Genomic DNA, 20,600 nt, shown 5'->3' with positions numbered 1-20,600 from the left:
GGATTTCTAGGATCGCGTCATGACCGACGACAAGATGCTGGCGCGGATCGCGGCACTGCTACGTCAGGCTGAGGGCACCGACAACCTGCACGAGGCCGAGGCGTTCATGGCCGCGGCCCAGCGCCTGGCCACCGCCACCTCGATCGACCTGGCGCTGGCCCGCGCCCACTCGGCCGAGCGGACCAAGGCGCAGATGCCGGTGCAACGCACCATCACCATCGGCCAGGCCGGGGCCAGGGGGCTGCGCACCTATGTGCAGCTGTTCGTGGTGATCGGGCAGGCCAACGATGTGAAATGTGATGTGGCGTCCAACTCGACGTTCGTCTACGCCTACGGGTTCCCCGAGGACATCGACACCACCCACGCGCTCTACACCAGCCTGCTGCTGCAGATGGTCAAGGCGTCGGAGGGCTACATCGCCTCGGGCGCCCACCGGCCGACGCCGACGATCACTGCCCGGCTCAACTTCCAGCTGGCCTTCGGTGCCCGCATCGGCCAGCGCCTGACCCAGGCCCGGGAAGAGGCGCAACGCGAGGCCGACGCGGCAGATCGGCCGGGAACAGCTATCGCATTGCGGGACAAGGATATCGAACTTCGCAGCTTCTACCGGCAGGCCTCGCAGGCCCGTGGGACATGGCGGGCGACGAGCTCCTCGGCCGGGTACTCGTCGGCCGCCCGCCGGGCGGGGGACCGGGCCGGCCGCAACGCCAGGCTCGGGCCGCAGCAGGAGATCTCCGGCGCGCGCGGCGCCCTGGAGCAGTGAGCGCGCGGGACACCCAGCGCGCCAGGGTGTACGCCGCCGAACAATTCGTGCGCACCATGTTCGACCGTGCCGCCCAACACAGTTCGCGCGCCATCGACTTCTTCGGCACGTCGCTCACCTTGCCTCCGGAGGCGAAGTTCGGATCCGTCGAATCGGTGCAGCGGTACGTCGACGACGTGATCGGCCGCGTCGGCGGGCAACCGGTCGCGGTACGGGCCCGGCGGGGCGTCACCGCCGCGCACTACGAGCTGGTCGACGGCAACGCCGTCATCGCCGTCCCCGAGCGGGACACCTGGGCATTGCGCGAGTTGGTGGTTTTACACGAACTGGCCCACCACCTCAGCCTGGCCGACCCGCCGCACGGGCCGGCCTTCGTCGCCGCCTACTGCGAACTGTGCGCAACCGTCATGGGGCCGGAAGTAGGGCTGGTGCTGCGGATGGTCTACGGAAAAGAAGGTGTGCACTGAAACTGCGTTAGCCTGGCGCAGGTGACCGAGCCCGCCGATGTCGACACCATGTTCAACGAGGTGCTGCGTACCGAGGACGAGGCGCTGATCGCGGCGCGTCGATCCGCGCAGGACGCCGACATGCCGGCCATCGAGGTGTCGGCCCAGCACGGCAAGCTGCTGTCGCTGCTCGCCAGGATCTCGGGGGCGCGCCGGGTGCTGGAGATCGGCACGCTGGCCGGATACAGCACCATCAACCTGGCTCGCGGTGTGGGCCCCGACGGCAGCGTCGTCACGCTCGAGTACGAGCCGCGTCATGCCGAGGTGGCGCGGGCGAACCTGACCCGCGCCGGTGTCGCCGAGCGGGTCGAGGTGATCGTCGGCTCCGCCCTCGACACGCTGCCGCGGTTGGCCGAGCGCGGTGACGTGTTCGACCTGGTGTTCATCGATGCCGACAAGGAGAACAACGTCCGCTACGTCGAGTGGGCGATCGAGCTGGGCCGGCCGGGCTCGATCATCGTGGTGGACAACGTCACCCGCTTCGGGCGGGTGCTCGCACCGGCGGCCGACGACGCACAGGCGCGAGGAGTACGCGACATGCTGGAGATGATGGGCGGCCATCCGCGACTCGACACGGCGGCCATCCAAACCGTGGGCACCAAGGGCTGGGACGGCTTCGCCGTCGCGCTGGTTGGGTAAACCGGCACCAACGGTGCAGGGCTTAAGAGAGAGCGTCCTGCGGCTCGCGCTGGATCGGCTTGGGCCAAGGTTCCGGCTTGGGCCGCTGACGCACCAACTGCGGCCACCAGAACCACTTGCCCATCAAGGCCGCGATGGACGGGGTCATGAAGGACCGGATGACCAGGGTGTCGAACAGCAGACCCAGGCCGATCGTGGTGCCGACCTGGCCGATCACCGCCAGCTCGCTGATCGCCATCGACATCATGGTGAAGGCGAACACCAGGCCCGCGGAGGTGACCACCGAGCCGGTGCCGCCCATGGCGCGGATGATGCCGGTGTTCAAGCCCGCATGTATCTCCTCTTTGAACCGGGAGACCAGTAGCAGGTTGTAGTCCGCACCCACGGCCAACAGGATGATCACCGACATGGCCAGCACCATCCAGTGCAGTTCCAGGCCGATCAGGTGCTGCCAGATCAGCACCGACAGACCGAAGGACGCGCCGAGGGACAGCACCACGGTGCCCACGATCACCGCCGCGGCCACCACGCTGCGCGTGAGGATCAGCATGATGATGAAAATCAGGCACAGCGAGGCGATTCCGGCGATCAGCAGGTCGTAGTTGGCACCTTCCTGCATGTCCTTGAACATGGCCGCGGTACCGCCGAGGTAGATCTTGGAGCCCTCCAGCGGGGTGCCCTTGATCGCCTCCTTGGCGGCCAGCTTGATGGGTTCGACGTGAGCGACCCCTTCGGGGCTCATCGGGTCGCCCTCATGGCTGATGATGAACCGCACGGCGTGCCCGTCGGGGGACAGGAACATCTTCATGCCGCGCTTGAAGTCCGGATTCTCGAAGGTCTCCGGTGGCAGATAGAACGAGTCGTCGTTCTTGGCGGCGTCGAAGGCCTGACCCATGGCGGTGGAGTTGTCCTGCATCGCCGCCATCTGATCCTGCAGACCGCCCTGGGTGGACTGCATGGTCAGCATCATGGTCTTCATCGTCTTCATGGTCGCGATCATCGGCTGCATGTTCGCGATCATCACCGGGATCAGGGCGTTCATCTTGTCCATGTCCGGCACGATCTGCTCGAAATCGGCTGTCATGGTGTCGACTCCGTCAAGGGTGTCGAACACCGAGCGCATCGCCCAGCACATCGGGATGTTGTAGCAGTGCGGTTCCCAGTACAGGTAGTTGCGGATCGGGCGGAAGAAATCGTCGAAATCCGAGATGTGGTCGCGGAGTTCCTTGACGTCCTCGACCATGACGTGCATCTTGCCGACCATGCTGTTCATGACGTCGCGCATCTGCTCCATGAGCGCGATCATCTTGTCCATCGTGTCGATCGTGACCTGCATTTCGTCGGCCTGCTTGAGCATGTCGGCCATACGGTCCTGCATGTACTTCTGATTCATGGTCTGGGTCGTGCCCTGCATGCTGATGTTGAACGGGATCGAGGTGTGCTCGATCGGCGTTCCCTGCGGGCGCGTGATGGCCTGCACCCGCGAGACACCCGGCACGCCGATGACGCGCTTGGCGATCCGCTCGATGACCAGGAAGTCGGCCGAGTTGCGCAGATCGTGATCGCTTTCGATCAACAGCAATTCGGGGTTCATGCGGGCCTGGGAGAAGTGCCGGTCCGCCGCGGCGTAGCCGGTGTTGGCCGGCAGATCGGCGGGCAGGTACTTGCGGTCGTTGTAGTTGGTCTTGTACCCGGGCAGGGTCAACAGGCCGACCAGTGAGATGGCGATGGTGGCGATCAGGATCGGTCCGGGCCAGCGCACCACCGCGGCACCGATCTTGCGCCACCCGCGGGTGCGCATGGCCCGCTTGGGTTCCAGCGTTTTGCCGAACTTGGTGGCCACCGTGATGATCGCCGAGCCGAGGGTCAGCGCGACCACCACCACCATGACCATGCCGATGGCCAGCGGGATACCCAGGGACTGGAAGTAGGGCAGGCGGGTGAAGTGCAGACAGAACGTGGCGCCGGCGATGGTCAGGCCCGAACCCAGGATGACGTGGGCAGTGCCGTGGAACATCGTGTAGTAGGCCGACTCTCGGTCTTCGCCGACACTTCGGGCCTCTTGATATCGGCCTATCAGGAAGATCGCGTAGTCCGTGGATGCCGCGATGGCCAGCATCACCAACAGGTTCGTGGCGAAGGTCGAGAGTCCGATGATGTTGTAGTAGCCCAGGAAAGCCACCAGGCCGCGGGCTGCCGACAGGGACAGCACCACCATGAACAGGGTGAGCAGCACGGTCACGACGGAGCGGTAGACCGACAGCAGCATGACGATGATGACCACGAACGTCAGGGCGGTGATCATCTCGAGGCTGCGGTTACCGGCGATCTCCTGATCGGCCGCCATCGCGGCGGGTCCGGTCACATAGGCCTTGACCCCTGGTGGGGCCTGCACACTCTGGACGATCTTCTCGGTGGCCTCGACCGATTCGTTGGCCAGCGCCTCGCCCTGGTTACCGGCGGTGTAGACCTGCACGTAGGCGGCATGCCCGTCGGAGCTCTGGGCGCCCGAGGCAGTGAGCGGATCGCCCCAGAAATCCTGGACGTGCTCGATGTGCTTCTTGTCGGCCTCGAGCTTGTCGATGATCTCGTCGTAGTACTTGTGCGCGTCATCGCCCAGGGGCTGATCGCCCTCGAGCACGACCATCACCGAGCTGTTGGACTTGAACTCCTGGAACACCTCGCCGACGCGCTTCATCGCGATCATCGAGGGCGCGTCGTCCGGCGTCATCGACACCGAGCGCATCTTCCCCACCTCTTCGAGCTGGGGGACGATCACGTTCAGAAGCGCGATGAGGGCGATCCAGGCGATGATGATCGGCACTGCCAGGCGCCGGATCCACTTGGCGATCCCGCCGTGGTTGCTGTGCTGCGGTGCGGGGGAGACCGGGATCGAGTCGGTCGGGGTGTCGTAATTGCTCATGCAGATTTCACCAAGCAGAAGGTCTGGGCGTTCACGCCGTTGGAGGTTCTCTCGTCCTTGAGTTCGTCATCGACGGTGATGCGGCAGCTGATCGTGCTGCCGTTGCCCTGGGCCACGATGTTGGGGAACACCGACGGGGCGGTGGATTCCAGCCGCAGCGTCCACGGCAGGGTCACCCCGTCGATGCGCTGGGGCTGGGCGTCCAGATCGAGGTAGTTCACGTCGGCGGTGGCGCCGGGCTCGCCGTAGATCTCGTAGACCACGACCTTGGGGTCGAACGGTTTGGTGTCATCGACTTTGGCGCTGGCGATACCGGTTCCGTCGCCGGCGCCGAAGAACGTGCGGACCCGCATCACCGTGAATCCGCCGACCAACACCACCGCGGCGATGATCAACGGGATCCAGAACCGTCTCAACAGCTTCATATTCGCTGGTCGGCCTTTCGGAGGTCAGGTACGCGGTGACGTACCGGCTAGCTGCGAAGCTCCATTGCCACTTCGTGATCATGTCGGCGTCGGCGGTTTCCCGCCAACAGTTATCCGCGTCGACATCCCCGTCGGATTCGTCCCGGAACGGACTCACCGAGACCTCCGAGACCAGCCTGCTGCCCGGTGCGCTCATGACGGTCATGTCGGCGACGAGCCGACGCTGCTCATCCAATGGGATGAAGGGTAATACGCCTTCCACGCTCCACAGGGCGGCCCGGTCGGCGTCGAATCCGGCCCGGATGAGCGCGGCGGCCCAGTTGCCGCTGATGGCGGCGGGCACACCGCATACGGCGGCAGTCGGCGTGATACCGGTCACGGCATGGGTCTTGACGTCGAGGATCGCCGGATCGTCGACGACGTAGACCGTGACACCTGCCGGCCAGGGGAGTTGGTAAGGCCGGGGATCCAGGTCAGAGGCCAGGAAAACCACCTGTTCGATGCCTGACTCGACGGCAGACAACAGATAGGTGTCGAGGAGGTCTGCTTGATGCGCCACGCACGAGCTCGGCATCAGCACCCCTCCTCGCGATTTCCTTGCCGGATGTAAAGTGAAACCTATACAGTCGGCTAACTTCAATCAAGTTAGTTCGACTATTGACACTGTGATCTAGCCCGCGTTTGGGTACGCTCAGCGCGACGAAGGGACGGGGTGTGGCGAAGGCTGTTGCGCCGCGTGGCTTTGCGCGCGAGCGGGTGCTGGAAGCGGCGCTGAGCCTGTTCGCCGAGCACGGCGTCAACGGCACGTCGCTGCAGATGATCGCCGACCGCCTCGGTGTCAGCAAGGCCGCCGTCTACTACCAATTCCATTCCAAGGACGACATCGCGCTCGCGGTCATTCAACCCGTCTTCGACGACATGATGCGTCTGGTCCGCATCGCCGAGGCGATGTCCACCCCGGAGGCCCGACGGGAGGCCGCCGTCAGCGGGATGGTGGAGATGGCGGTGCGCCACCGCCGCGTGACCGCGGTGTTCCACGGAGATCCCGTCATCGACAGCCTCGTGCACAGCCGGGACGAACTTCAGGACACGATCGAGCGGCTCACCGGGATCCTGCTGGGCCCCGATCCCGATGTCGCCGACCGGATCTGCATGTCGGTGCTCGCCTCCGGGGTCTACGGCAGCGCCACCGATCCCACCCTCACCGACGTCACCGACGAGGAACTGCACCGGGTGCTGCTGGATTGTGCGCAGCGGTTGCTGCGCACCCCGGCCGCACCCGCCGTCTCCGGCTGACCCGCAACTATCCGCGCAGCGCTGAGGCGAAGATCGCCGGCAGCTTGCCCCATCCGGGCGCCGCGGCGAAGTCCACGAGCAGCCGGCCCGTCGTCGCCGCGGTGCGGTTGTTGACGAACCACGGCGGCTTAGGCGACAACGACCATTCGCCACGGAACACCGAACGCGGCGCGGGCCGGAACGGGCCGCGGACTACGGTGCGCTCCGGGCGGTCGAGCAGAAATGCGTTGTGCACCACGCCGACTCCGCTCTGGATGTCATTGCGCTGGTGTCCGGGAAAGGCGCCCCAGGTGGCCGACGGTGTCAGATAGCCGACGCCGGTCCAGGCGTTGATGGCGATGGTGCCGTAGCGCAGCCGCTCGATGAGATGGTCGAACTTGTCACCCAGGCCCGAGATGGTGTCGGGATGGGCGATGATGTTCACCCCGAGGGTGCCGACGAACTCGTCGTTGGCGACGCGGACAGCCTCCCTGAAGAATTGTTCAGCGGAATTGTCGTCTTCGGTATCGAGCTCGATCACCCCGAGCACCGGACCGAAGTACTCGGTGCACAACAGTGCCGCGCGGTCGGCCGGGTCGAGGACCAGGACCCGGGCACCCCTCGAGCCCAAGTGCTGTGCGTCCGGGTACGACGCGTCGGCGCTGGCGACCCTGACATCGGAGCCGGGGTAGTAGGCGGGCCGTGCCGGTGCGTCGTCGAAGGCCTTGCGAAGGGCGGCGATGAACTCGTCGCGTTGCGCCCAGTGCTTGGGCAGCACCACCACCTGCGCGGCCACACAGTTGTAACCGTTGTTGTGAAGCCGTTGTGTGGCAACGTGATTGGCCTGGAACTCGATGTCCGCCTTGCTCCAGGTGCCCGGCAGCACGATCGTCGGGGAAACCCCGCCGAGCTCGGCCGTCATCTCCTTGTCGAGCACCGGCTCGTCAGCCGCCTTGCGCCGGGCGCCCTCCTCGCCGGTGCCGAACACGATGGCGTCGTAGGTCAGGGCGCTGCCGGTCATGTGCACATGGTCGACCAGCTTGTGCCGCACCAGGTATGTGCCGGCCTCGGCCCCGCCGGTCAGGATGCGCACGGCGCCCACGGCGATGAACGGAGCCAGCACCTTGGTGAGAACGGGGAGCAACGGATCGGTGATCGGGTTGAGCTTGAGGGCCACCACGCGGTTGTTGGCGTACAGCTCGTAGATGGTGTCCAGCGGCGCGATCGAGAAGATGTTGCCCGCGCCCAGTACCGCTCCCACGCCGTTGGTGCGGGCGGGATCACGCTGGGCCAGGCCGGCCGACCGGATGGCCTCGGCCTTCTCGATGCCGGGCTGCAGCCACACCTCAGCGCTGAAACCGGACAACAGCAGCTGATCGAAGGTATTGAGCGGCAGGGCTTTTACCGTGGTCCGGCCGCCGGGGGCGTAACCGAACTCCGCGCCGTCGAGCGGGCTGCGGCCCGCTTCCAGCTTGGCCAGACTGTCCGAGAGGGCGGCCAGCCCGGCCGCCAGCGAGTACGGGCCGGACATCCATTCCTCGCCGACCAGCGGCGAGGCGGGATCGAGTTGCTTGATGCCGACGGCCGCGTCCACCCACTCGGCGGCATGGCGCGCGGTCAGGGCGCGCACCTCGTCGAGCAATCCTCGTCGGGCCGCCAATGACAGGGAAGCCCAGGTCTTTTCGCCCTCGACGAGTTCCTCCAGGAGCTCGTCGATCTGCGTTTCGGTCATGTCAGCTCGCGCTCTTGTCGAATTGCACCAGTGCGTCGTGGTGATTGTGGGCATACGGTGTGGGGCCTTCGCCCACCTCACGTTTGGCCACGATCGCAGCGTACTGCTCGAACGGCGTGGTCCGGTTCCAATTGGCCCTGGCCTCGGCCGGGGTGTAGGTCACCGTGTTCTTGGCCGGGATACCCATCAGGGTGGGCCCGACGATCGCGGTGGTGTGCGGGGTGGTCAGGTCCAGCAGCGCCAGCTCGAGCCGCGGGTTGGCGGCGATGGCCTTCAGGAACGGCCGCACCACGGCACGCGCCGCGACGTCGGCGAACCGGCGCTGCGGGATGCCGCCCAACAGGCGCATCCACTGCGGCATGGTGGAGATGATGGCGGCGCGCATCGGGACGTTGAACGCCTTGCGCAGCCAGCGGGGCATCCGCTCGGGCAGGATGTGATAACCCAGGTCGACCAGGTAATCCATCATCCGCTGAGCCACCTCCGAGCCCACCAGATCGGCCCGGAAGCTCTCGAAGTACTCGCGGACACCCTCGCGGGTGCGCGGCACGTCGTCGGGGTTGATGGTCTGGAACTCCGCGGCCCGCGCGCATTCCTGCCAGTACTGGCTCTCCTCGGCCGGCGACAGCTTGCCCGGGCCGAACATCTCGTAGCTGTAGAGGATCGAGTGCCATGCGGTGAGGTGGATCCACAACTGCGAGTGCGGATCGTTGGCATCGAACGGGCGCTTGGTGATGGGCTCGGTGCCGATGGCCTTCGAGTGGATCTTGACCAGGATCTCGGAGGCGTCCAGGACCGATTTGGCGTCGCCGAAGGCCACCAGGGCGAAGTACTGCATGGTCCGGTCGTAGCGCAGCCGGGTGCGTGCGTAGACCTGTCCGGTGGCGTCGACCGCGGCGGCCAGGAACGGGTCGAGGTGCTCGATGGTCACCGCCCGGGAGAAGCCGATCAGCAGCGAAGTGGGATAGCTCCACACCTTCCAGGTGACCGAATCCGGGCCGAAGAAGCCGTAGTCCTCGGCCGGCGCCAATGGCTCGGCGACGGCCGGAAGTCCTGCGGCCTTGCGAAGTGCGATTAACGCGTCCATCTGCGTCGTTCCCTTCAAAATCAAGTGGTACATGACGTACCAGTTGTGGGGAATGGTACGTCATGTACCACTTGATTGGCTAGGGTGAGATTCGTGAGCACTCGATGGGCCGGACAGCGCGAGCGTCGTCGCGCAGAGTTCGTCGACGCCGCGTTGTCCGCGATCGCCGAACACGGACCGCAGACCTCGACCGAGCAGATCGCCGCGCACGTCGGCGTCACGCGCACCAAGCTCTACCGGCACTTCGCCGGCGCCGCCGATCTGCAACGGGCGATCGCCCAGCGCGCCGCCGAGATGCTCAACGCCGAACTGGCCCCGCTGTGGACGCCCCACGGGTCGATGACCCAGATCATCGGGGCCAGCGTCGGCGCCCACGTCGGATTCCTGGTCGAGCACCGCAACCTGTACCGCTACCTGGCCCGGTGCTCACTCGGCGAGGACGGCTCGACTCCCGACGCCATCGCTGACATCAGGCTGACCATCGGGACCCAGCTCGGTGCGTTGTTCACGGTGTACCTCAACGCTTTTGGTGTCACCAGCGATCCGCAACCGCTGGCGTTCGCGATCGTGGGCCTGGTCGAATCGACGACCGGCCGGTGGCTCGATCAGCCCGGCTCGACCGAGCAGGACCGGCTGGTGGCCGACCTGGTCCGGTGGATCTGGCTGCTGGTCGACGACACCCTGCGGGCCGGCGGCGTGTATGTGGACAGTGCCGAGCCGCTACCGACACCCGAGGAGATCGCCGCCCAGGCCGAGACCTACCGCAACCCGGACCGGGTCAGCGCCTGACCCCTTGCACGCCCCCTTGCCCCCATGCCCCCTCCTTGCCCCCCGTTGCACCGCGAGCGTGCGTGTCTGCCGGCGCCACGCCGCATTTCATCGGCATTCTGCGCACGCGCGTCGCGCGTGAGAGTGCGCCCCTACGGGGCGAGGTCCGCGACGGCCTGCGCGGCCGAGGTGACCCGGTCCAACCGCAACGCGGTCTCACCGGCGTAGAGAGCGGCACGGTCGGCCCACTCGGCCGGCATGTGGGCGGTGAGCGTGATCGGCGTGAGAAACGGCAGCGCCGGGTGCTGCAGTCGAAGCAGTGCGCCGTCGCCGCGGTCGGGAATCCGCGAGAGTGGCGCGCTGTACTTGTTGATGGCCGCGGGCAGTCCGCGGGCGCTGCCGTCGGCGTGACACCAGTGGCGGGTAGCGGCGTTGGGGATGACCCGGTGTCGCGCCGGCCACGACAGCCCGAACGCCGTCGTCTCAATTGTCTTGTCCGCGTCGATGATCCGCTGGCGATAGACCGGGTGGGCGCCGGACTCGTGGGTGAGCAGGAACCGGGTGCCCGCCACCACACCCGCGGCCCCGGCGCCGAGCGCGGCGCGGGTATCGGCTGCCGTGGCGATGCCGCCCGCGGCGAATACCGGTCGAGAACCTGCCAATGCCAATGCCTTTGGCAGGAAATCAGCCTGATCCACGGTGCCGACCAGGTGTCCGCCGGCTTCACGGCCCTGGGCGATCAGTCCGTCGGCTCCGTAGGCCAGCGCCTCGGCCGCCTGCTTCTCCGTGCCGACCATCACCATGACGAATATTCCTCCTTCGGAGAGTCGCCGGATCAGCGCTCGATCGATTGCGAAGGCCATCACCGCAATGTCAATCCGGGCCTGGAGGCAGACCTCGATGTGAGGGCGCCGCGTGAACGGCATCAACAGATTGACCGCAACCGCACGGTCGGGAACCCGTTCGCGGACCGTCGCGATGGCTGTCTGAAGCTGCCGGGGCGGCAGGAGTCCCAAGGTGCCCAGTCCGCCGGCCGCCGACACCGCGGCGGCCAGTGCTGCGCCCACGATGCCGCCGCCCATGCCGGCCTGGGCTACCGGTACATCGAGTTTCAGGCGGTCTGCGAGGTCCATTCCGCAATTCTGTGTCACTTCGGCTGCCGCGAGTGTGCGCAGAATGTCGGTGATTCACGGCGTGGCGTCGGCAGACACGCACGCTCGCGGTGCGGGGTTACCGGGGCGGGGGTTACGGTGCGGGGTTACCACCGGCAGACGTCAGGACCCGAACCCGAGCCGACCGCGCGGAAGGCGAGCAGATGCCGTTGCCACCAGGGCAGTGGCGCTGCGAGGACTGGATCATTCGTCGCGTCGTCCACCACGCGCGGCGGTCCGTCGTGCAGATACGCGATCCGGACGCCGGTGATGCCGGCGCCCTGCCACAGCAGCACGGTGCGCCGCAGCTCGAGCCAGGGGATGCGAACCGGGGGATCCTCGCTCATCCAGCGGGTCTGCCGGCGCAGGGCTGTCATGTCGGACGACGGCCGGGGCAACTCCAGGCCCACCACGGTGACGGTGTCACGCTGGTAGTCGGCCAGCTGGAGCGCCGTGACACCCGGCAGCACGTGGTTGGTGGCGCCCTCCTCGGTGTGCAGATTGCTGAACATCGAATAGTTGGCCACGGTCTTGAGCCCCGCATAGGGCGTGGCGCCGTTGGCGAACGCCAGCAGCGGGGCGACGAGCAACACCAGGGGACGCAGGCGCCAGTTCGGGCTGGGCACGCCGGCCACCGTCGCCACGCGGTATGCGCGCAGCATCGTGACCATGAACGGGAGCACGGCGACGAACCAGGTGAGCACGAGCAGCGTGTGCCACGGCAGGCCGATCGGGCCGGCCGGCGAGTCGGCCGGACTCGACACCACACTGAGCGTCACATGGGCCGCGAAACCCGTGAGAGTGACGACTCGCAGTGCCACCGAGCGGCAGGCCACGAACACCTCGGCGGGGATCAACAGCACGTACACCGCGAAGACGACCGTGGCGAAGTCATAGAACGAGGCCATCGCCAGGATCGAGTGGAAGCACACCCCGAGCAGCACGCCCCAGAAACGCAGCCGGGGCACGGCCAGCAACCCGAGAATGGCGGCCTCGATCACGACCGCGACGATGGCGACGACCTGCCCGACAGCCGGGCCCGGCACCACATCATCGAAGCCGTTGAGCCAGATCAGCTGCCCGAACAGGTCTGCGCCGCACGACGTCGCCGGGGTGAGGTAGGCGGTGTTCAACTTGTCGAAGACGGTGAACAGATAGACCACGAGCAACACCAGGCCGACCGGGCTGCGGGCCGCCTCCAGCCAGCGCTCGACGAAGCTGCCCGGCACATCAGGCCGGTTTCGCACGGCCAGTGCCCACAACGCCGCGGTGGCGAGCGCGACGGCGACGAGCAGGCTCAGCACCAGATGGTTCGAGGCGGCAGGCAGGTTCAGCACGGCCACGGTGGCACCGGCCGCCACGGCCAGACCGGCCGCCGCCACCGAGCCGGGAAATATGAGCGCGGGCAGGCCGGCGAGCAGGGCCGGGACGACCGCTTGGGGCTGGCTGTCGGAGTAGTGGAAGACCAACGCCATCGCGAAGAGCGTTGCGAACCAGCCCAGTTGCTGCCGTGCGCCGGTGGGGTCATCCGTTCGGACGTTGCTGCGCCGGCGCATTGAGAACACTGTACTTGCCGGCCGGCAAGGGCTGCCGGTCACCTGCGGGAACCGCCGCCGTCGCGCCGGTTTCGGCGTAATCTGAGAAGCGATGGATGGGTGCGGTAGGGTCCAAACGCCTTGCCGTGTAACGGAAAGGATCAGAAATGAGTACGGTCCATTCATCAATCGACCTACACCCGGACATCATGGCCCTTAGGGCGGGTTATGACCGGGTGGCAGAGTCGATGGCCGCGCAGGTCACCTTCGGCCTGACGTTGCTGACGGCGATGTATGTCGCGCTGTCCCCGTGGATCGTCGGCTTCGATGCCTTCAACAGGCTGACGGTCAACGATCTGATCGTCGGAGGGGCGATCGCGTTCCTGTCAATGTGTTTCAGCTTCGCGCTGGACCGCGCGCACGGCATGACCTGGACACTGCCGATCTTCGGTGTGTGGCTGATCGTCTCGCCGTGGGTGTTTGTCAGTGGACCGACCACCGGCATGATCTGGTCGCACGTGGTCAGCGGTGCGCTCGTCATGCTGCTGGGCTTCAACGCGATGTACTTCGGGATGCGGGTACGCAATTCCGAAGCGCGGCACGCCTGACCGGGACGCCTGACCGGCACACCGGCCGGTAGGCGCAACCGGTGGACCAGCCGGACTCCGGCTGGTGGGGATACCTGTGTTCCGGGGGCCCGGCCAATCAGAGGATGGGTCAAATCGTGCCCCGGGCCGGGTCTTGCCCCATATCGTGGGCAATCGCAGGACTCGGACGACGGTGATGGCGGGTACCAACTGCTGAGATGAAGCTCGCGGGGCGGGACGAAGAACTGGCGACGATCCGTCGCTCCCTTGGTGGGCCGGGAACCCATCACGGTGTGCTGATCGTCGGCAGCGCCGGCGTCGGCAAGACCCGCCTGGCCCGGGAGGCCCTCAGCCACGCGTCGGCGTCCGGACACCGGACCAGTTGGTTCGTCGGGACGGAATCCGCGCGGGCCATCCCGCTGGGAGCATTCACCGGATCGATCACCCAGAGCATGTGCGACCCGCTGCCGGACGTTCGCCGAGTGATCGATTCCTTCGTCGCCCAACAGCGCATGGGCAAGGTTGTCATCGGAATCGACGACGCCCATCTGCTCGACCCGCTGTCCGCGCACGTCGTGCACCAACTGGCACAGACGCAGGGCGTCCGTCTGGTCGTCACCGCGCGTTCGGGCGGCCCGGAACCCGACGCGGTGACCGCACTGTGGAAAGACAGCCTCCTCGACCGGATCGACCTCGAACCGTTGTCGGCCACCGCGGCCGCGGCCCTGGTCGAATCGGCCGTTGCCGGACCGGTCGACAGCCGCAGCACGCGCCGTTTCTGGAAACTCACCGGAGGTAACGCGCTGTACCTGCTACAGCTGGTGAAGGACCAGATCGCCGCAGGGCGGATGCACAAATCCGCCGGGGTGTGGATGTGGGACGGCGATGTGGCCGTATCCCAGAGCATCACCGACATGGTCGGGCGCCGCCTGGGTGAACTCAGCCCCGGTATGGCCCTGGTGCTCGACACGCTCTCGCAGTGTGAGCCGCTGAGCGTCGACATCCTGGGGGATCTCGTCGATCGCGCCGACTTGGAGGCTGCCGAGGAGATGCATCTGGTGACGGTTGAACGTGCCGGGCGGGATCTGATGGCCACCCTTGCGCATCCGCTGTACGGCGAATTGCGAAGGGCCACTGCCGGTGAGATGCATCTGTCGAGCATCCGCGGAAAGCTCGCACGGCGGCTGGCCGCCGAGCCCGACGGCGACATGCGCGCCACCGTGCGCCGGGCGCTGCTGGCGCTGCACTCCGACCTGCCTCCGGATCCGGAGCTGTATCTGACCGCGGCACGGTGTGCGGCGGTCCTGCTCGACCCCGATGCCGCCGACCGGTTCGCCGCTGCCGCAGCCGCATGCGGTGCCCCCGACGCCGCGCCGATGCGGGCGATGACGCTGGTTCTGCTGAGCCGCGGTGATGAGGCCGAGGCGGTCCTGCGCGATATCAGTACCGACGGCAGGCCGGACCGTCACCACTGGGCGACCGTGCGGGCAGCCAACCTGGCGTGGATGCTCGGCCGCCCGTGCGACGCCGGCGTGATCTTGGAAAATCTCTCCGGCACAACCGAATCAGATGCACAGCAGATGGAACGTCGGGCAATCCAGGCCTGCGTCGAAGCCATCCTCGGTTGCTGCGCCAGTGCCGAGGAAAAGGCCGGCGCGGCTTTGGATTCCGGCGGCTTGTCCGACTTTCACGCGATGATGGCCTCGATCGCGTTGGTGATGGCGCTGGGTGCGCTGGGGCATGCCGACGACATCAACGCCGTCGCCGAGCAGGCCATCGAGCGTGCCAATACCTCGTTCGAATCCTCGCCCATGCGGTTCTGGTTCGGCGCCGTGCACGCCCGGGCTTGCCGCCTGACGGGCCGCATCGATGCGATGACGGCGATGGCAGCCCGGCTGGAGGAGTCGGCGCGCGATGTGCCCGGTGTCGCGTATGCCAACCTCGCCTACCTGCTCGGCCACGCCGAGCTCGTCCGGGCCGATCTCGGCGCCGCCGTCAAACACCTGCACGAGGCCTATGCCGGTGCCGAAACACACGCAATAACTACAGGTTTGCGGGTTGCCAGCTGCTTCTCCCTCGCTGAGGCCCACGCCAAACTCGGCCACGCCACCGCCGCGGAGGAGGCGCTGGCCCGGGCCGCCGAGCGGGTACCGGACGACTACGTGTTCATGCACACCGCGATGTCGGTGGCCAAGGGTTGGACGCTGGCCGCCGGTGGCGCGCTGACCGATGCGGTCGAGCTCGTGCGCGCCGCGGGCCGCGCCGCGGCGCAACGTGAACAGCCGACGCATGAACTGCAGTGTCTGCAGACCGCCGCACAGTGGGGAGACACCGCGGGTCTGGCACGCTCACGGGAACTCGCCGACACGCTGAGACTGCCGCTGGCCCAAACGGTGGCGCGTCATATCGAGGCCCTGGTTGCCGACGACGGTGACCAATTACTCGCTGTGGCAGCGGAATACCGTGCCATCGGGGACCGGGCCACCGCCACCGACGCCACGGCACAGGCCGCGGTCGCGTTCGGTCGCCACGGTCAGGGCAAGCGCAGCGCCTATGCGGCGGCCCTCGCGCAGGAGGGCGCCGACGAATGCGGCGGGCTGTGCACCCCGGCGCTGCGTAACCCGGCCGGCCAGCCGTTGACCGGCCGACAGCGCGAGATCGTCGAACTCGTCGTCGCGGGCCTGTCCAACAAGCAGATCGCCGAGCGGCTGGTGATGTCCGTGCGCAGCGTGGAAGGTCACCTGTACCGGGCCTGTCAGCGGGTGGGTGCCAGTTCACGTGAGCAGCTCGCCGCCATCATCCGTCGTGGTCCGACGGGGCCGGCATGATGTGCGGGCGCAGCATGTCCGCGGCCTCGCTCTGGTAGGCGTGCTCGGCCCACTCCAGCGGCGTAGTGCCGAAGCGACGATCCGTGATCGTCGCATCGGCCCCGGCGTCGAGCAGACGCCGGATCAGCTCGATATCGCCGGACCAGGCGGCATGGTGCAGTGCCGTCGCGCCTTCGTCGTCGAGCGCGTTCGGATCGTCCGGGAACACCGGCGCGACCACGTCCACTCCGGATACGTCGATCCCGTGCCGGGCGAGCAGCTCGAGTCGATCGGTGAACCCGTGTTCGGCGGCCCAGCCGACCTGCCGCCGCCACATCTCGTCGCGGGATTCCATGGCCTCGCCGAGGCGCAGCTCCCACGGGCTGGGTCCGGCGTCGGCCAGTCCGTGCCCGAACAGCAGTTCCAGGTGCGAGTTGTCGGCGCGGAACATCCGGTTGTACAGCGTCTGCTGGTCGACCGGATGGGCGCCTCTGGTCAACAGCAGGCTGGCCAGCTCGGCTGCGATCGGATGCCTGGGCTGACGACGCGGGCCCTGCTCGCCCTCGCCGAAAACCCCGGTCAGGACCGTGAACGGTGTGGACAACCCGCACCAGAGGTAGCCGGCGTTCGGATCGGCACCGGCATCGAGCAGCAGGGCCGCGGCAGTGAGTACGTCGTTACCGTTGTGGCCCAGCGGAACTCGGGAATAGGCCAGGTACATCAGCGGAACCCAGCCGAACGGCCCGCCGCCGGAGTTCGCCGACGCGGGCCTGGTGGTCAGGTGCCGGGCCAGTGCCGCCGGATCTGAAGCCGACGCGGCGGCCCAGATGTGCCGATCGACGAGGTCGGGCTCGGTCGCGAGCAGGGTCGCGGCGGCTTCCCAGCGTGGCGGTGCGTCGGTCTCGTTGTAGCGCAACGATGCCCACGAACAGAACCGGTCGGCAGCGCCAAGGGCATCCTCGTCGAGGGCACCGGGGTCGACGCTGAGCGTCGCCGCGTCGCGCAGGTAGTGCACGAGCCGGGGCCAGCTGCTGAAACCGTAGTCGCGGGCGACGGCGAACTGCGCATCGTGCAGCGGAATGCGCTTCGCGCGCTGCAGCTTGCGGGCTTGCCCACGCAGATGGTCGATCGAGGGATTGCTCGGCAGACGGCTGGCCATGACGGCCTCCTCTCACATACCCGCGTCCGCGATCGGGCTGAGAAGAGGTCGGTCACAGGTCGACTAACCGGCAGGGAGGCTGAGCCCCTTCGAGCGGACGTCGGGCGTTCCTGCACGCCCGACGTCACTCTACCGCTCCGCGAGAGTGCGTGGAATGTCGACGTTTTGCGGTGTGTCGGCCGACAAACACGCACGCTCGCGGTGCAGGGGAACGGAGGAACTACGTGCAGACAGCGCCGACGGCGGCCGACTGGACCAGCTTGGTGTACTTGGCCAGCACGCCGGTCTTGTACCGCGGCGGCAGCGGTTCGAAACCGGCCTTGCGCGCCTCGAACTCGGCCTCGTCGACCAGCACGTCGAGCGTGCCGTTGGCGACGTCGAGACGGATGCGGTCACCGTCGCGGACGAACGCGATCGGCCCGCCGTCGACCGCCTCGGGGGCGATGTGCCCGACGCACAGACCCGTCGTCCCGCCAGAGAAGCGGCCGTCGGTCATGAGCAGCACGTCCTTGCCCAGCCCGGCACCCTTGATGGCGCCGGTGATGGCCAGCATCTCGCGCATGCCCGGGCCGCCCTTGGGGCCCTCGTAACGGATGACGACGACGTCGCCGTGCGTGATGGTGCCGTCCTCCAGCGCATCCAGTGCCGCCCGCTCGCGCTCGAAAACCCTTGCGGTGCCTTCGAAAACGTCGGACTCGAAGCCGGCCGACTTCACGACGGCGCCTTCGGGAGCCAGCGAGCCGTGCAGGATGGTGATGCCGCCCGTCGGGTGGATCGGGTTGTTCATCGCGCGCAGCACCTTGCCGTCCGGGTCGGGCGGCGCGATGTGGGCGAGGTTCTCGGCCATGGTCTTGCCGGTGACGGTGAGGCAATCACCGTGCAGCAGACCGGCATCCAGCAGCGCGCGCATGACCACCGGGACGCCGCCGATCTCGTCGACGTCCTTCATGACGTGGCGGCCGAAGGGCTTCACGTCGGCCAGGTGCGGCACCTTGTTGCCGATCCGGGTGAAGTCGGCCAGCGTCAGCTCGACCTCGGCCTCACGGGCGATCGCCAGCAGGTGCAGCACCGCGTTGGTGGACCCACCGAACGCCATCACCACGGCGATGGCGTTCTCGAAGGCCTCCTTGGTGAGGATGTCGCGGGCGGTGATGCCGCGGCGCAGCATCTCCACGACGGCCTCGCCCGACTTGCGGGCGTACTCGCCGCGCCGCTTGTCCACGGCCACCGGAGATGCGCTGCCCGGCAACGACATCCCGAGTGCCTCGGCCGCCGACGCCATGGTGTTGGCGGTGTACATGCCGCCACAGGCGCCCTCACCCGGACAGATCGCTCGCTCGATGATGTCGACGTCCTCACGCGACATCAGCCCGCGCACGCAGGCGCCGACCGCCTCGAAGGCGTCGATGATCGTGACTTCCTTCTCGGTGCCGTCGGTCAGCTTGGCGACGCCGGGCATGATCGACCCGTTGTAGAAGAAGACGCTGGCCAGGTCCAGGCGGGCCGCGGCCATCAGCATGCCGGGGATGGACTTGTCGCAGCCGGCCAGCAGCACGGTGCCGTCCAGGCGCTCGGCCTGCACCACGGTCTCGACGCTGTCGGCGATCACCTCACGCGAGACCAGCGAGAAGTGCATGCCCTCGTGGCCCATCGAGATGCCGTCGGACACCGAGATGGTGCCGAACTCCAGCGGGTAGCCGCCGGCCTCGTGCACGCCGGCCTTGACGTCCTGGGCCAGGCGCTGCAGCGACATGTTGCAGGGCGTGATCTCGTTCCACGACGACCCGACGCCGATCTGCGGCTTGACCCAGTCCTCGTCCCCCATGCCTACCGCGCGGAGCATTCCGCGGGCAGCGGCCTTCTCCAGGCCGTCGGTGACGTCACGGCTGCGGGGCTTGATATCGGGCTGGTCGGAAGACATGCAGGTAAGTATGCCCCCGGGTTAGTTAGCCGCCCAAATTCTTATCGATACTGGTAGGGGGCATAGGTCAGCCGGTCCACTCGGTGGACTTGACGGTCAGGTCGAGTCCGCTGAGGAAACCCACCAGGGTGCACACAATCGACACCACGGGCCAGATCCACAGCCAGCGCCGGGTGAAGAAGACCATGACGATGCTTCCGATCAGGCCGACGGCCAGCCCGCCGCCGATCCAGCCGAAGGTCGTCGGGTAGACCTGGTCGTCGTAGGGGGTCGGGCCGCAGGTCGCATGGCAGGTGTCTGTCGACATGGCGAAGAACAACGACAGCCACGCGCCGGCGGCGGCACCGAGGACCGCGACGATCCAGAGCATGACCGCGAGCACGACGGTGGCAACGGTGACCGTCGTGCCGAGCCCGGAGCGGGCTGCGGCGTTCGCCGGTGGCGGATAGCCCGGCGGCGGATAGCCCGGAGGGCCAGGCCAGGGAGGCTGTGACATCGCATCGAGCGTATCGGCCCCGGCGGTGGATGGTCGGCACCATTTCGCCCGGCCAAAACGATATGCATACCCCGGTGGGGTACCCGTATACTTGAGGCATGGACGCGGCTGACAACTCGGGTGCACATGGCTACTCGGCGCAGAAGGAGAACTACGCCAAACGGCTGCGCCGGATCGAAGGCCAGGTCAGGGGCATCGCCAAGATGATCGACGAGGACAAGTACTGCATCGACGTCCTCACCCAGATCAGCGCCGTCAACAGTGCGCTGCAGTCCGTTGCTCTCGGCCTGCTCGACGAGCACCTCGGGCACTGCGTGACACAGGCGGTATCCGAAGGCGGCGATCAGGCCGAGGCCAAGCTGGCCGAGGCGTCGGCGGCCATCGCCCGCCTGGTCCGCTCCTAGTCGCCCAGCGCCTGTTCGATCCGCTCGACCTTCGCGGTGAGCTGCCCGGTGTAGCCGGGCCGGATGTCGGCTTTCAACACCAGGCTGACACGTGAGGACACCGCGGCCACCGCGTCGACGGCCAGTTTCACCACGGCCATCACCTCATCCCATTCACCTTCGATATTGGTGAACATGGCGTTGGTCTCGTTGGGCAGACCCGAAGCCCGCACCACCCGCACCGCCTCGGCGACCGCGGCGCTGACACTTCCGGTTTCATCCCCGCCCGTCGGGCTGATGCTGAACGCGACAATCACAGAAACGATTGTGCGCTCGCGTTTGTAACGCTGTGGCGGTCAGAGCGTCGGAATGCCCGCACTGCAACCATTGCGCATCCTCTCGGGTCGGCAACCACGCACGGCAACGTTATGGCACTACCGTGG

19 protein-coding genes are annotated in these 20,600 nt (G+C 67.2%); 8 read left to right on the top strand and 11 right to left on the bottom strand.

All coding sequences use genetic code 11. The features are described from left to right. Positions 1 to 19: 19 nt before the first annotated feature. The 3 genes from BN2156_RS19575 to BN2156_RS19565 are packed head-to-tail and all read left to right on the top strand — an operon-like array spanning position 20 to position 1,908. Positions 20 to 763 carry a DUF2786 domain-containing protein gene (locus tag BN2156_RS19575; RefSeq protein ID WP_090516626.1) on the top strand — a complete coding sequence of 248 codons (744 nt, stop codon included), beginning with the start codon at positions 20 to 22 and terminating at the stop codon, positions 761 to 763. After that, positions 760 to 1,230 carry a TIGR04338 family metallohydrolase gene (locus BN2156_RS19570; RefSeq protein ID WP_090516625.1) on the top strand — a complete coding sequence of 157 codons (471 nt, stop codon included), beginning with the start codon at positions 760 to 762 and terminating at the stop codon, positions 1,228 to 1,230. The genes BN2156_RS19575 and BN2156_RS19570 overlap by 4 nt, the downstream gene beginning before the upstream one ends. A gap of 48 nt (positions 1,231 to 1,278) precedes the next feature. Beyond that, on the top strand, positions 1,279 to 1,908 hold the full coding sequence (locus BN2156_RS19565) for an O-methyltransferase (RefSeq protein ID WP_162490935.1): 630 nt from the start codon (positions 1,279 to 1,281) through the stop codon (positions 1,906 to 1,908). Between the two features lie 22 nt (positions 1,909 to 1,930). On the opposite strand, the gene BN2156_RS19560 is transcribed toward BN2156_RS19565, so the two are convergent. The 3 genes from BN2156_RS19560 to BN2156_RS31210 are packed head-to-tail and all read right to left on the bottom strand — an operon-like array spanning position 1,931 to position 5,830. After that, positions 1,931 to 4,831: an MMPL/RND family transporter gene (locus tag BN2156_RS19560; RefSeq protein ID WP_090516623.1), complete on the bottom strand. Its 2,901-nt coding sequence runs from the start codon at positions 4,829 to 4,831 to the stop codon at positions 1,931 to 1,933. Next, on the bottom strand, positions 4,828 to 5,208 hold the full coding sequence (locus BN2156_RS19555) for an MmpS family transport accessory protein (protein ID WP_235625475.1): 381 nt from the start codon (positions 5,206 to 5,208) through the stop codon (positions 4,828 to 4,830). The genes BN2156_RS19560 and BN2156_RS19555 overlap by 4 nt, the downstream gene beginning before the upstream one ends. After that, positions 5,120 to 5,830: an SAM-dependent methyltransferase gene (locus BN2156_RS31210; protein ID WP_131725179.1), complete on the bottom strand. Its 711-nt coding sequence runs from the start codon at positions 5,828 to 5,830 to the stop codon at positions 5,120 to 5,122. The genes BN2156_RS19555 and BN2156_RS31210 overlap by 89 nt, the downstream gene beginning before the upstream one ends. A gap of 140 nt (positions 5,831 to 5,970) precedes the next feature. On the opposite strand from BN2156_RS31210, the gene BN2156_RS19545 reads away from it, so the two are divergent. Then, the gene (locus BN2156_RS19545; RefSeq protein WP_090516620.1) at positions 5,971 to 6,552 is read left to right on the top strand and encodes a TetR/AcrR family transcriptional regulator; all 582 of its coding nucleotides are present in this window, start codon (positions 5,971 to 5,973) and stop codon (positions 6,550 to 6,552) included. A gap of 7 nt (positions 6,553 to 6,559) precedes the next feature. Here the strand turns inward: BN2156_RS19545 and BN2156_RS19540 are convergent, their stop codons facing one another. Further along, positions 6,560 to 8,263: an aldehyde dehydrogenase family protein gene (locus BN2156_RS19540; RefSeq protein WP_090516619.1), complete on the bottom strand. Its 1,704-nt coding sequence runs from the start codon at positions 8,261 to 8,263 to the stop codon at positions 6,560 to 6,562. A gap of 1 nt (position 8,264) precedes the next feature. After that, the gene (locus tag BN2156_RS19535) at positions 8,265 to 9,350 is read right to left on the bottom strand and encodes an oxygenase MpaB family protein (protein WP_090516618.1); all 1,086 of its coding nucleotides are present in this window, start codon (positions 9,348 to 9,350) and stop codon (positions 8,265 to 8,267) included. Between the two features lie 93 nt (positions 9,351 to 9,443). Here BN2156_RS19535 and BN2156_RS19530 point away from each other — a divergent pair, with 93 nt between their 5' ends. Beyond that, on the top strand, positions 9,444 to 10,139 hold the full coding sequence (locus BN2156_RS19530; RefSeq protein ID WP_235625412.1) for a TetR/AcrR family transcriptional regulator: 696 nt from the start codon (positions 9,444 to 9,446) through the stop codon (positions 10,137 to 10,139). Between the two features lie 131 nt (positions 10,140 to 10,270). Here the strand turns inward: BN2156_RS19530 and BN2156_RS19525 are convergent, their stop codons facing one another. Both BN2156_RS19525 and BN2156_RS19520 read right to left on the bottom strand, forming a co-directional pair. Beyond that, a complete protein-coding gene (locus tag BN2156_RS19525) occupies positions 10,271 to 11,251 on the bottom strand; it encodes a nitronate monooxygenase (RefSeq protein WP_090516616.1) in 981 nt (326 codons plus the stop codon). 125 nt (positions 11,252 to 11,376) lie between these two features. Next, positions 11,377 to 12,825, bottom strand: a complete 1,449-nt coding sequence (locus BN2156_RS19520) for a hypothetical protein (protein ID WP_090516615.1) — start codon at positions 12,823 to 12,825, stop codon at positions 11,377 to 11,379. Between the two features lie 146 nt (positions 12,826 to 12,971). Between BN2156_RS19520 and BN2156_RS19515 the strand changes: the two genes are divergently transcribed. Further along, a complete protein-coding gene (locus tag BN2156_RS19515) occupies positions 12,972 to 13,412 on the top strand; it encodes an SPW repeat protein (RefSeq protein ID WP_090516614.1) in 441 nt (146 codons plus the stop codon). A gap of 197 nt (positions 13,413 to 13,609) precedes the next feature. Continuing rightward, the gene (locus BN2156_RS19510) at positions 13,610 to 16,219 is read left to right on the top strand and encodes a LuxR C-terminal-related transcriptional regulator (protein WP_090516613.1); all 2,610 of its coding nucleotides are present in this window, start codon (positions 13,610 to 13,612) and stop codon (positions 16,217 to 16,219) included. Here BN2156_RS19510 and BN2156_RS19505 read toward each other — a convergent pair. The 3 genes from BN2156_RS19505 to BN2156_RS19495 form a co-directional block, all read right to left on the bottom strand. Then, a complete protein-coding gene (locus BN2156_RS19505; RefSeq protein ID WP_090516612.1) occupies positions 16,188 to 17,357 on the bottom strand; it encodes an ankyrin repeat domain-containing protein in 1,170 nt (389 codons plus the stop codon). The genes BN2156_RS19510 and BN2156_RS19505 overlap by 32 nt on opposite strands. Before the next feature lie 220 nt (positions 17,358 to 17,577). Then, a complete protein-coding gene (gene ilvD / locus BN2156_RS19500; RefSeq protein WP_090516611.1) occupies positions 17,578 to 19,278 on the bottom strand; it encodes a dihydroxy-acid dehydratase in 1,701 nt (566 codons plus the stop codon). Between the two features lie 67 nt (positions 19,279 to 19,345). After that, positions 19,346 to 19,774, bottom strand: a complete 429-nt coding sequence (locus tag BN2156_RS19495) for a hypothetical protein (RefSeq protein ID WP_090516610.1) — start codon at positions 19,772 to 19,774, stop codon at positions 19,346 to 19,348. Positions 19,775 to 19,872: 98 nt separating this feature from the next. On the opposite strand from BN2156_RS19495, the gene ricR reads away from it, so the two are divergent. Next, the gene (ricR, locus tag BN2156_RS19490) at positions 19,873 to 20,178 is read left to right on the top strand and encodes a copper-sensing transcriptional repressor RicR (protein WP_044514570.1); all 306 of its coding nucleotides are present in this window, start codon (positions 19,873 to 19,875) and stop codon (positions 20,176 to 20,178) included. On the opposite strand, the gene BN2156_RS19485 is transcribed toward ricR, so the two are convergent. After that, the gene (locus BN2156_RS19485; RefSeq protein WP_090516609.1) at positions 20,175 to 20,474 is read right to left on the bottom strand and encodes a thiamine-binding protein; all 300 of its coding nucleotides are present in this window, start codon (positions 20,472 to 20,474) and stop codon (positions 20,175 to 20,177) included. The two genes, ricR and BN2156_RS19485, sit on opposite strands and share 4 nt — an antisense overlap. Between the last annotated feature and the right edge of the window lie 126 nt (positions 20,475 to 20,600).

The organism is Mycolicibacterium neworleansense (assembly GCF_001245615.1).
Taxonomy (GTDB): Bacteria; Actinomycetota; Actinomycetes; order Mycobacteriales; family Mycobacteriaceae; genus Mycobacterium; species Mycobacterium neworleansense.
This window is presented reverse-complemented; position numbering and strand designations above follow the sequence as displayed.